The organism is Microbulbifer sp. MKSA007 (assembly GCA_032615215.1).
Lineage (GTDB): Bacteria > Pseudomonadota > Gammaproteobacteria > Pseudomonadales > Cellvibrionaceae > Microbulbifer.
The window spans coordinates 3,362,928-3,374,788 of record CP128433.1 but is presented as its reverse complement, the minus strand read 5'-3'; the positions used below and the strand labels follow the sequence as shown (position 1 = coordinate 3,374,788).

At 50.5% G+C, this 11,861-nt stretch carries 12 protein-coding genes; 9 read left to right on the top strand and 3 right to left on the bottom strand.

Annotation, left to right across the window (positions count from 1 at the left end; all coding sequences use genetic code 11):
- Positions 1 to 41: 41 nt before the first annotated feature.
- Complete coding sequence (locus tag QT397_17845) at positions 42 to 485, bottom strand: universal stress protein (protein ID WNZ54738.1); 444 nt, start codon at positions 483 to 485, stop codon at positions 42 to 44.
- Between the two features lie 145 nt (positions 486 to 630).
- Between QT397_17845 and QT397_17840 the strand changes: the two genes are divergently transcribed.
- The 4 genes from QT397_17840 (at position 631) to QT397_17825 (ending at position 5,157) form a co-directional block, all read left to right on the top strand.
- Positions 631 to 1,161 carry a hypothetical protein gene (locus tag QT397_17840; protein ID WNZ54737.1) on the top strand — a complete coding sequence of 177 codons (531 nt, stop codon included), beginning with the start codon at positions 631 to 633 and terminating at the stop codon, positions 1,159 to 1,161.
- A 207-nt stretch (positions 1,162 to 1,368) separates the two neighbouring features.
- A complete protein-coding gene (gene topA, locus QT397_17835) occupies positions 1,369 to 4,056 on the top strand; it encodes a type I DNA topoisomerase (GenBank protein ID WNZ54736.1) in 2,688 nt (895 codons plus the stop codon).
- 3 nt (positions 4,057 to 4,059) lie between these two features.
- Complete coding sequence (locus QT397_17830; GenBank protein ID WNZ54735.1) at positions 4,060 to 4,551, top strand: hypothetical protein; 492 nt, start codon at positions 4,060 to 4,062, stop codon at positions 4,549 to 4,551.
- Between the two features lie 348 nt (positions 4,552 to 4,899).
- Positions 4,900 to 5,157: a hypothetical protein gene (locus QT397_17825; GenBank protein WNZ54734.1), complete on the top strand. Its 258-nt coding sequence runs from the start codon at positions 4,900 to 4,902 to the stop codon at positions 5,155 to 5,157.
- A gap of 63 nt (positions 5,158 to 5,220) precedes the next feature.
- Here QT397_17825 and lexA read toward each other — a convergent pair whose 3' ends face one another.
- Positions 5,221 to 5,826: a transcriptional repressor LexA gene (lexA, locus tag QT397_17820; GenBank protein ID WNZ54733.1), complete on the bottom strand. Its 606-nt coding sequence runs from the start codon at positions 5,824 to 5,826 to the stop codon at positions 5,221 to 5,223.
- A 160-nt stretch (positions 5,827 to 5,986) separates the two neighbouring features.
- On the opposite strand from lexA, the gene QT397_17815 reads away from it, so the two are divergent.
- From QT397_17815 to QT397_17795, 5 genes are all read left to right on the top strand, one after another.
- Positions 5,987 to 6,625 (top strand): TIGR00730 family Rossman fold protein, encoded by a 639-nt coding sequence (locus QT397_17815; protein ID WNZ58555.1) that lies wholly within the window; start codon positions 5,987 to 5,989, stop codon positions 6,623 to 6,625.
- A gap of 283 nt (positions 6,626 to 6,908) precedes the next feature.
- Positions 6,909 to 7,538: a TetR/AcrR family transcriptional regulator gene (locus QT397_17810; GenBank protein WNZ54732.1), complete on the top strand. Its 630-nt coding sequence runs from the start codon at positions 6,909 to 6,911 to the stop codon at positions 7,536 to 7,538.
- A 33-nt stretch (positions 7,539 to 7,571) separates the two neighbouring features.
- A complete protein-coding gene (nagZ, locus tag QT397_17805) occupies positions 7,572 to 8,588 on the top strand; it encodes a beta-N-acetylhexosaminidase (GenBank protein WNZ54731.1) in 1,017 nt (338 codons plus the stop codon).
- Positions 8,589 to 8,669: 81 nt separating this feature from the next.
- Positions 8,670 to 9,776 carry a mechanosensitive ion channel family protein gene (locus tag QT397_17800; GenBank protein ID WNZ54730.1) on the top strand — a complete coding sequence of 369 codons (1,107 nt, stop codon included), beginning with the start codon at positions 8,670 to 8,672 and terminating at the stop codon, positions 9,774 to 9,776.
- Positions 9,777 to 10,075: 299 nt separating this feature from the next.
- Positions 10,076 to 10,291 carry a cold shock domain-containing protein gene (locus QT397_17795; protein ID WNZ54729.1) on the top strand — a complete coding sequence of 72 codons (216 nt, stop codon included), beginning with the start codon at positions 10,076 to 10,078 and terminating at the stop codon, positions 10,289 to 10,291.
- Between the two features lie 514 nt (positions 10,292 to 10,805).
- Here QT397_17795 and QT397_17790 read toward each other — a convergent pair.
- The gene (locus QT397_17790; protein ID WNZ54728.1) at positions 10,806 to 11,801 is read right to left on the bottom strand and encodes a CsiV family protein; all 996 of its coding nucleotides are present in this window, start codon (positions 11,799 to 11,801) and stop codon (positions 10,806 to 10,808) included.
- Positions 11,802 to 11,861: the final 60 nt, after the last annotated feature.

Sequence of the window (11,861 nt, the reverse complement as noted above, 5' to 3'; positions counted from 1 at the left end):
GGAAGCTGCAATCATTGCGGCTTCCCCTCAATTTTGAAGGATTACTCGTCTTCCATATGTACCCGAATCGCCAGAACGTCGCATTTGGCGCCATGGAGAACGCCGTTAGCGGTGGAGCCGAGTAATAGCGCTAAGCCGTGACGACCGTGGCTGCCAATAATGATTAAGTCGGCTTCGATATCTTTGGCTAAGCGATGAATCTCAGTAGATGGCTGGCCGAGTATTACGTGATGGCGATCTGCGGGGATATCCAGCCGATCGGCGGCTTTTTGCAATTGCTCCTTGGCCTGGGACTGTAGCTGGTCCTGTACCTCGGAGAGGTCCATTGGGATGTCGCCGCCATAGGCAAAAGTCAGGGGCTCAATGGCGTGAAGTAAGCTTAACTCTGCACCAAATGCTTCAGCCATATCAGCGGCCCTATCAAGTACCTGGGAAGACTCTTTTGACAGGTCCAAGCCCACGAGGATGTGTCGGTATTTCGCCATAATTTACCTGCTCCTATCCCTTTTATTGACTGTGAAAAACACCCTTGTGACACCTATTTTGAGTCTACCGCAAAAAAAACCGATTGACATAGATCACGCGGAACACCGCACAATAGTCACTTTTTTCCACTGATGAGGAGTGGTTATGTCTGATTGGTTGCCGGTGATTATCGTCGGATTTGCCATCGCTTTGGTGCTGGGGCCGGTGATGTGGCTCAAGCCCAATGCCCGTGACAGCCGTCTTGCAGATTTGCGTAGCCGGGCGGCCCAGGCTGGCATTACCGTACAAATCCAAGCGCTGCCTGCGGCGTTGGGTGATGGGACTGCAGCTGTCTATTATCACCGCTGGCAGAACCGTAAAGGCCTGAGTGTGGGGTGGGTTTTGGATAAACAACGGATTGAGCACGAGCTGAATTTTTCCGGTGTTTGGGATTGGGCTGATGGCCAGCCAGCTCCGCAAGGGGCATGGAAATATTTGCGCGAGCTACTGGAAAAAATCCCTCGGGACGCCTGTGCGATTACTGCAACACCAGTGGGTCTCGGTATTCAGTGGCCGGAGTCAGGAGGCAAACAAGCCTTCCAGAAACTAATGGCGTCGCTCGATGAGTACACCCCCTTAATAGAAGAAGCTATTCGAAAAGTGAGTTCGCGCGCGGCGACTGAGGGGCTGTCTTGATTGCCGTAATAGCGGTGTAAAAGAGCGTCTACTGAGTCGCATTTAGGCGGACTGCCCAGTGCCAATTTTGGTGACTGTGAGTGGAAAATTGTCAGCTTTGCTTGACCGCGCTTGAAGTGAGGCTTATATATTCGCGCAGCACAAGCCCGATAAGAGGGCTTGAAAGACTTGCAATAGCAGTAAATTTTCATTTGAAATCAAAGGCTTATGGGTAAATCACTGGTCATCGTCGAATCACCGGCCAAAGCGAAAACCATCAATAAATATCTCGGCAAGGACTTTGTTGTGAAGTCCAGTGTCGGCCATATTCGCGATTTGCCCACAGGTGGGGGCAATAAACAGCCGGTTGACGCAAAGGAGCGCGCCCGTCGTGCAGCGGAAACACGCAAGCTTTCCCCCGAGGCGAAAGAGGCTTATAAGCGGAAGAAAAACCGCGATCAGCTGATTAAGCGTATGGGGATCGACCCGGATCACGAGTGGCAAGCCCACTACGAGATACTGCCGGGTAAAGAGAAAGTGGTGAGTGAGTTACAAAAACTCGCCGAAGGCGCCGATCATATCTATCTCGCAACGGACTTGGATCGCGAGGGAGAGGCAATTGCCTGGCATTTGCGTGAAGCAATTGGTGGCGATAACGATCGCTACCGCCGGGTAGTGTTTAATGAAATTACCAAGTCTGCGATTCAGGAGGCCTTTAAAGATCCCGGCCGTCTGAATATTAATCGGGTAAACGCCCAGCAAGCGCGCCGTTTCCTCGATCGAATCGTTGGCTATATGGTGTCCCCTCTACTGTGGGAAAAAGTGGCCAGGGGCCTGTCTGCGGGTCGTGTGCAATCTGTTGCGGTCCGCCTCGTAGTTGAGCGGGAGCGGGAGATTCGCGCGTTTATCCCGGAAGAGTACTGGACCTTGTTTGCCGATACGGCGACGGCAAAGGCTTCCAAGCTGCGCCTCGAAGTGAAAAAGCAGGCTGGTGAGGCTTTCCGTCCTACCAACGAAGAGCTGGCAATGAGTGCTGCCAAGCAGCTTCAGTCCAGTGAGTTTGTTGTTTCCGCCCGTGACGATAAGCCAACCAGCTCCAAGCCCAGCGCACCATTTATTACTTCCACCTTGCAGCAGGCGGCCAGTAACCGCCTTGGCTTCAGTGTGAAGAAGACCATGACCCTGGCCCAGCGCTTGTATGAAGCCGGTCATATCACCTACATGCGTACAGATTCCACCAATCTCAGTAAAGAGGCTGTGGAATCTGCACGGGATTATATTGCCGAGAATTACGGCGATAAGTATCTTCCAGAGAGCCCCAATAACTACAGCAGTAAAGAGGGCGCTCAAGAGGCGCACGAAGCGATTCGCCCATCCGATGTTCGTATCGCCCCAAATATGTTGTCCGGTGTTGAGCGGGATGCGGAGAGGTTATACAACCTGATTTGGCAGCAGTTCGTGGCCTGCCAGATGACGCCTGCCCAATTTACCTCCTCTTCAATCGTGGTCAGCGCAGGTGACTTTGAATTGCGTGCGCGGGGTCGAGTAATTCGTTTCGATGGTTTCCTGAAAGTTGCGCCACCGAGCGGCAAAAAAGATGAAGATCTGGTGCTTCCAGATGTGAAGGTAGGCGAAAAGCTATCCCTGCAACAGCTGGATCCCAAGCAGCACTTTACCAAGCCGCCTGCGCGGTTTAGTGAAGCGGCCCTGGTTAAGGAACTGGAGAAGCGCGGTATCGGACGCCCCTCCACCTATGCTTCCATTATTTCCACGATCCAGGATCGCGGTTATGTCCGCTTGGAAAACCGTCGTTTTTACGCTGAGAAAATGGGGGATATTGTTACCGACCGTCTCAGCGAAAGCTTCAAGAACCTGATGGACTACGGATTTACCGCAAACCTGGAGGAATCCCTGGATGCGGTTGCCGACGGCGATAAGGGTTGGAAGCAACTGCTCGATGAGTTTTATCAGGACTTTTCCGGGCGCCTGGAAAAAGCCCAGTCTGCCGATGAAGGTATGCGTCGCAATACGCCGACAGACACCGATATCGAGTGCACCAAATGTGGCCGCCATATGCAGATCCGCACTGGCTCCACCGGTGTATTCCTGGGGTGCTCTGGATACGCACTGCCGCCAAAAGAGCGTTGTACCAATACCATGAACCTGGTTTCTGGTGATGAGGCGGTCGATGCGGATAAGGACGAGGAAGCTGAATCCAGGTTGCTGCGGGAGAAGCGCCGCTGCGGCAAGTGCGGCACGGCTATGGATAGCTACCTGTTAGATGAGCAGCGTAAATTGCATATCTGTGGCAATAACCCGGATTGCAATGGCTACGAGATTGAGCAGGGCACTTTTAAAATTAAAGGCTATGACGGCCCCATTATTGAGTGCGATAAGTGTGGCAGTGATATGCAGTTGAAGTCTGGTCGCTTTGGCAAGTACTTCGGCTGTACCAATGAAGACTGTAAAAACACCCGCAAGCTGCTGAAAAATGGGCAGCCGGCGCCACCGAAAATGGATCCGGTTCCCATGCCGGAATTGGCCTGTATCAAAGTGGAGGATCACTATATCCTACGCGATGGTGCCTCGGGTCTATTCCTGGCTGCCAGCCAGTTCCCGAAAAACCGTGAGACCCGTGCGCCCCTGGTTAAAGAGCTGCTGCCTCACCAGAGTGAGATCGATCCAAAATACAGCTTCCTATTCTCTGCACCGACTCAAGATGACAGTGGGCGGGATACCGTAGTTCGATTTAGCCGCAAAACCCAGGAGCAATATGTTCAATCTGAGGAAGAGGGCAAGGCGACCGGTTGGCGTGCTTTTTATCGCGATGGTGGTTGGAAAGTAGAGGCCTCCACCAAGAGCACTGCTGCCAAGCGCAAGAAACCGGCAGCTAAAAAGACAGCGGCAAAGAAGTAGGTAATGAGTAACTCTTACACGATTCATGTCACTTCGGCTCTACGCAAGAGCCAGCTGTTGCTGCAACAGTCGTGGGACTTACCTCTCCAGCGCGATGCGCTGGAAGAGGCAGCGTTGATGCAGTTGTGCAAGGCCTATCGGGCTTTTCTTGCAGAGCAGGCAGCCCAACTTCAGCTGGGATTCGAACCGGAGTCTCCGCAGTTGATCATTGATGCGCTGGGCGTTCAGGGTAGGGCTAGTGCAGAGGCCAGTGAGCTGTCCGGCCTGGTCGGCGACCCGCAGAGTTGGTTATCCCATATGCTTTACGCCTGGGAAGAGCAGCAGAAAATATCTGTGGGTGCTGATGAAAAACAGCAACAGGTTAATTTAATCCCGCTACACAACGAAGTTGCCAAGCCCGAGTTTGCACCTTTGTCCAAAGAATTATTGCTTCAGTGGCATCGCTCGCTGAGTGAGTTGGTGGTGAGGCAGCGCGCTCACTTGGATGAATGTTAACTAATACGCTTACTCGACCTCGGTGAACTTCTGAATAGGTTCGTAATATTTCTGCGAATTTTGAAGGTTGTAGATATTAGGCGTACCTCTGCGAGAAAGTTCGCTGTCCTTTGAGTGGGCCACAATGGGGTAGTTGTGGCCCACTCGACACAACCTGTGTAACGTATAAAGCAATTCACTCTTCTCTTGTGATCTCTTCAGTGGTTTAGATAATCCTTTGATACAGCGTGCTGGTAATAGACTGCCTCGAAAGTCAGGAGCCAGAAGCCTCTCAAATTGGAGGAATGAAACTTATCGCAAGCCTGTGGTACACTGGGCGCAAACTGTTGTGCCGTGAAGGAAAAGCGAATGTCCTCCGAAACTTTTGAAATAATCGAGCTGGCTAATGGCGATGTAGCTTTGCGTCGTGCTGGCCATAAAGAGGACCCTTTGGTAAGCATTTCTTTTTCTGCGGAAAGCCTTCAGTTTCTGCGCAAGAACAAGGTTGCTGTGGCAAGGGCTATGTTGGAAGCGGGTATTGAAGCCGTACAAAATCTAGACGATCTTGAGGCTGGTTACTTCGAGGAAGAAGACGATTTAATGCCGGTAAATCATACTATTCACTAACATCAGCGTTAGTTCGAGTCTTAACAACAGCGGCCAATGGCCGCTGTTGTCGTTTTTGGGGGCTTAAGGCGTTTGGCGAATAACCCCTACGGCTAATCCCTCAATCACAAAGTTCTTATCTCTCATATCGACTTGAATTAACTCAAAGTCATCATTTTCAGGTAGCAACTGAACGGTTGCCTGATTTCCCTTGCGGCGAAAGCGTTTCACTGTGACTTCGTCATCGATACGGGCAACGACGATTTGGCCATTGCGCACTTGCTCGGTCTTTTGCACTGCCAGCAAGTCTCCATCGAGAATGCCCGCATCTCGCATACTCATACCATGCACCCTCAACAAATAATCTGCGGGAGGATGGAAGAAGCTCGCGGGCAAGTCGCAGTAATCTTCAATATGTTCGCTGGCGAGTATGGGATTCCCCGCAGCTACTCTACCCACAATCGGCAAGCCGGATTGGTGATCCGGAATTCGAATGCCTCGGGAAGCGCCGGCAACCATCTCAATGGCGCCTTTTCTGGCGAGCGCTTTCAGGTGTTCCTCGGCGGCATTGGGTGAGCGGAAGCCGAGTTCCTGGGCAATTTCTGCCCGCGTTGGCGGGTAGCCAGTTTCATCCAGATAAGACTTGATCAGGTCGAGAACCTGGGACTGACGAGCGGTGAGATTGGTCATAGATTTACCTAGTTTTCTGTATTTATATACAGTTGCTGGAATTATATACAGATTTGTTGTTCGTGCAATCCTCAGGTTTTAGTCTTTGTGAGCTGCTACATTGATGGAGAAAGTAAAGAGAGAAGAAAGCGTTGAAGGAACTGACAAAGAGGGAAAAATAATGCTGGATGCAAAAATGCCGGAAGCCTGGAGAGTGCTTCGTATTCAGTCTGAATTGGTAGATGGGATAGAGCGGCTGATAGCGTTAGGTGGTGCAGTGACAGTGTTTGGAGGGGCGAGATTTACAGAGGACAGTCCTGAATATCAGCAGGGGGTAAAGTTGGGAGAGTTGCTCGCGGCTGAAGGGATCCCCGTGATTACCGGTGGTGGGCCGGGGCTGATGGAGGCTTGTAACCGAGGGGCTTTCGGGCAGCCCGGCGCATCAATTGGGTTAAACATAGAGCTGCCTTTTGAACAGGCGGCAAATCCATATCAGGACATTAGTTTGAACTTCCGATACTTTTTTGTACGGAAATTTATGTTTGTAAAACACGCACTTGGATTCGTTGGACTTCCCGGTGGCTACGGCACGTTGGATGAGCTGTTTGAAGCTCTTACCTTGGTGCAAACGCAGAAAGTGCGGCGTTTCCCAATTGTGTTGGTAGGTAAGCGTTACTGGAGCGGGCTGTACGATTGGTTGGTAGATACAGTGTTAGAGCGCGATTGTATCGATGCCAGTGATCTAGACCTTTTTCATATCGTTGATAGTGTGGAGGAGGCTGCGGCCCTGATTATGAAATATATGCAGGTGAAGGAATAATTATTCGGGCGATCTTAAAATACCGAAAAAATTTTCAAAGTTATTTTTGTTAAAGCTGCCTCCGGACTAAAAGGCTATGCCGGCTGGTGGGGTGGCGTACTTGCACAAGTTGGCGGGAGATCAACTCCTGCAGTATTGATCTTACCGCCTGACATACATTTCCCTGTTATTTTTACTCTTGTACCTTGCTGAGTGGAGAGCTTAGCTGGCGGGCTCTAGATCAGTGAGAATATGCTACTCTGGCGTCGATTAAACGTATGTTTTAAATGGTGGTTTGATACTTATGAGCCAGATAGATACGGTCAGCCGGATACTCGATGCAGCGGAAGTGCTGTTTGCTGAACGGGGTTTTCCTGAAACCTCATTGAGAACAATTACGAGCACGGCCGGGGTTAATCTGGCGGCAGTTAACTACCATTTCGGCTCCAAGAAAGAATTGATACAGGCGGTATTTGAACGCTTTCTAACGCCTTTCACTAACGCTCTGGAAGAAGAGCTTGATCGCCGTATTGCCCTGGGGCAGCCCCTGGGGGTGGAGGAGCTGATCGAATGCCTGTATCGAGTTGGGTTGGGAAGCCTTGGGCTGGAGGGAAAGGATCCACAGCGATTTATGCGTCTTTTAGGATTGGCCTATACCCAGTTCCAGGGGCATTTGCGTCGATTTATCGTATCTCGATACGGGGATACTTACCGCCGTTTTGCCGGATTGCTGGCTGAAGCGTTACCGGGCTTGGACCCAGAAACTTTCTATTGGCGCCTCTACTTTATGCTGGGAGCGACCATTTTCACACTGTCGAGCCACGATGCGATTGAGGCTATCCTGCGGGAGGATTTCGGTTCTGACAGTACCCTGACCCAGACTCTTGAGCGATTGGTACCCGCTGCTTCGGCCATGTTGAAGGTAGATAATTAGTGGGCGCACTCTTAAATCGATAAGGAACTTAATATGTCTTTACCACCCGGACCGGTCATGGTGGATATCGAGGGGCTTGAACTCACCGAGGAAGACTGTGAGTTGCTTCGGCATCCGATGGTGGGCGGGCTGATCTTTTTTGCGAGAAACTATCGGGATCGCCAGCAGCTTATCCAATTGGTTAACTCCATCCGTGCGGTGCGACCAGAGATCCTGCTAGCGGTAGATCAGGAGGGTGGCAGGGTTCAGCGGTTTCGCGATGACTTTACGCGAATACCCTCAATGCAGGCCCTTAGTGCTGTCGCCAGTAACGAGCAGTTGCAGGATGTGGGGTGGCTGCTGGCCGCAGAGTTGCTGGCTGTAGGAGTGGATTTTAGCTTCGCGCCGGTTTTGGATGCGGATGACAGTCACAGCAGGGTGATCGGCGATCGGAGTTTTTGTCCCGATCCGGCCCAGTTAACCGCACTGGCTCGCCCCTTTATCCAAGGGATGCGCGAAGCGGGAATGGCCACGACAGGCAAGCATTTTCCGGGGCATGGCCACGTGCTGGAAGACAGTCATGTGGAGTTGCCAGAGGATAAGCGCTCGTTGGATCAGGTCTTGGCAACCGATGCACTTCCGTTTATCGATTGTATTGGAACCCAGGAACTTACCGCGGTGATGCCGGCCCATATCCGCTTCATCAACATTGATAGCCAGCCGGTGGGATTCTCCCGCTATTGGCTACAGGATGTATTGCGGCGACAGCTGGGATTCAATGGAGTGATTTTTAGTGATGATCTGTCTATGGAAGGGGCGGGTGCGGCCGGAGGCTATGGCGATAGGATTCGCGCAGCCCTGGAAGCCGGTTGTGATATGGGTATCGTATGCAACAATCGTGTCGGCGCTTTTGAGGCGCTGGCGGCACTGGATACCTTTGTGCCCAAACCGGAGTCTACTCATCGGTTGTCGGCCATGGGTGGCAGGCCGGTGATCGGCTCCTGGGAGGAGCTTGAGAAGAGTGCGCGGTGGCACAGAACCAGGGAGTGGTTAGCTTCCATAATGCGTTGAGATAAGTTGTTTAAATCTGTCGTCTATTGAGAAGGTGCTGTACGGATATTACTGATTGTTGGTTAAAGCGGAGGGGTTCGAGTGGAGTCCGTTGAGAGCGTGCTGTTGTCCTGGCTTGGTGAGAACCGGGTCTGGATAGTTTCTGTTTTCCTCATAGTACTTGCGTCTGGGGTGTTGGCCTGGTTATTTGGCCGGTTTGTGCAGCGCATGGCCATTAAGGCGGAAAAGACGGTTAATCCCTGGGATGATGCTTTGGTTGGGGCACTCTCCCCTCCCGGGCAGGTACTGGTATGGCTGCTGGGCTTGACTGTCGCTGCCCAGCGAGCGGGGGACGCCACTGGAGCCGAGATATTCTCCCTGGCTGCACCGACGCGGGAAATAGGCTTGATCCTGGTGATGGCCTGGTTTGCCTGGCGATTCTCACACAGCGTGGAACACAATCTGTGCGATCCGCGCTATATGGGCAAGCCGATGGATGCCACTACGGTACGTGCGATCGGCAAACTGGTCAGGGCCTCAATCGTGATCACGGCGGGAATTGTGGTCATGCAGTTCCTGGGTTATAGCGTCAGCGGTGTTTTGGCATTTGGTGGTATTGGCGGACTGGCTGTCGGTTTTGCGGCCAAGGACCTGCTGGCAAACTTTTTCGGCGGCCTGATGATCTATCTGGATCGGCCCTTTGCGGTGGGCGACTGGATTCGCTCCCCCGATAAGGAGATTGAGGGGACCGTGGAAGATATCGGTTGGCGCCTGACCAGAATCCGCACTTTTGATATGCGACCCGTCTATGTTCCCAATGGCATCTTCACCCAGATTGCGGTAGAAAATCCTTCCCGTATGTTAAATCGTAGGATTTTTGAAACGATTGGTATTCGTTATGAAGATGCCCATCATATGGCGGCAATCGTGGCGGATGTTAAAAATATGTTACAGGAACATCCGGAAATTGATTCTAATCGTACGCTTATTGTTAATTTTAATAGTTTTGCTTCCTCTTCTTTGGATTTCTTTATATATACGTTTACCCGCACTACCGATTGGGTTCGTTATCATGAAGTAAAACAGGATGTTCTATTAACGATTCTTAAAATAATTGAGGGATATGGGGCATCCTGTGCATTCCCAACCTCAACATTACATATTGCCGATATACCTTCATTAACGCGAGAGGCCGCGTTAGACAGTTGAGGAATGGGAGTGCAATAAGGTACAAATGATTAGTTTCTAATTGAGCACTATTGAAGATTTTGACGGTTAATTACGCATATTGGGAAAAACGTAGTATTTATTTCACATAGAAAACTAGACACTGGCGCTGTTTTATCTAAGAATCAGGGTACGTCCTTTGAGTATATGCTCATCGGATTAAGCAAGATAGCATTCTGCATGGAGCAGTTTGTTAACAATGGGGTGGCGTTTGCCCCTCTTGCCGAATTGAGCAGTGAGGTAAAAGAGGTAGGCGCAATAACAATAATGAGGTTTTCTCAATGAGTGATCGCGTTACAGGTACAGTGAAGTGGTTTAATAACGCACGGGGTTATGGCTTCATCACCTGTGGAGAAGGAACTGAAGATATTTTCGTTCACTATCGCAGCATTCGCGGCGAGGGCTACAAAACCCTTAATGAGGGGCAGGCGGTAGAGTTCGAAATGCAACAAGGTGACAAAGGACTGCTGGCGGAAGATGTTGTTCCCTGTGAGTGATTTATAGATCACTCGTTGAAAGAACTGTTGTCGTGTAGGGTCCTGCGGCTCAATTGACGCCGGCCCTGTCAGCGCCTCTGAAAAGCGGATCTTTATGATCCGCTTTTTTGTTTGCTACTTTGCAGTGGATATAGGCTTTTCTTCTTTAAGTTGCATTTGTGTCCCTCTTTGTAGGTTTGGTCATATCCCGCCCCGCCTAAAGCCCCCAATGTAATTGTGTGTATATGAGTGAGTTTATTGTGCGCAATACCCTGTGCTAATTATTACTTTAATACTCCCGGAATATTGGCCTACTGATAGTAATTTTTTTGTTGTTGTGGGGTGGCGGTATTTGCTTGTTTGCTGGCTGTATTTTGATTAAAGATAAATTGATTAAATATCGGTTGGGTGGGGTGTGCTTGCAGTGATGGTGAAATTAATTCGTTTGAGGTGAAGAGTTTTAAAGGTATATTTAAAATAACAGCCCCGGCAAGATTTGCTGGGGCTTTTGGCGAAAGTCGATTATTTAAATAAATTAACTTTCCGTGCGGTTATCTTTTTCTTGGTCGGAATTAAGCATATCCATATTTTGCGAATCTTCTTTGGGTTTGGCTACAGTGCGCACTTCAATAAGAATTCCAAATGCAGGGTGGTCGATATAATGAAGTTGTCCGCTACGCAAACGTCTCTCGTGTTGCAGTCTCGCAGTATGGGCTACATATAATGGCTCTTCTTTTATAAATTCCGGCTCGCCCAGTGTGAGTGGCTCAGTTGTGTTAATTGCGCCCTGACTATTTTCGATATCAAACCCGTTATTTTGTGAATATGAATTTTCAATATCACTGTAATTGCCGGTTAGGATTTGTAGCGGCTTTTCGATTTTATTTTGTGGGCGTTGAGGAAGAAGAATACTGTGTTCCCCGGGTTGCGTATAAAAATCGCTGAGCCACAAATTAGTACTGATATGTAAATAGCGAGCGACACTCAGGGTGATAGATCCCTCAAGCTGGCTGTGGCCGCTGAGCTGGCTACCGCCATCAATCAGAATGGCCGGAGAGTTTCTCTTGGTATTTAAAACCTGGCGCCAGGCCTTGTGAAACAGGACCCTGTCACCAGCCCTGGAAATTGCGGCGGCTTTGTTGTCCAGCAGCCTGGGTACAGGTCTTAGCAGCAAGTTTCTTTGTGCTTGCTCAGAGTTCTGCGAACTAGTAGATGCGTCGCCCTCAAGCTCCGATGATTCAATATCGGCTGGGCCGCTCGTTTCTGGGCTCGAGATGATGTCTTCAAGCGATAGCACCTCATCCTCTGTTGGCTGAGTTGGGGTGCGCAGGGTGTCAAAGTCGATCCACTTTGATGGATACTGAAGACGGGGTGCCGTCGGCCAGGTCTCTGCGGTTCTTTCCATCCCCTGGGGGCGCTCGAATACGATCATTTCTATTTCGAAAGTATTGCCAGCGTAGTTGACGGCCTGGGCACTGGTTGCTGCCAGCGTGAGCGCCAGGGTTGAGCAGAGGCTAATTATCCTTTTCATGGGTTTACCACTTAAACAATTCTATTTGGGTGCCGAGGGTGTCATTGCCGACAGGCCGTT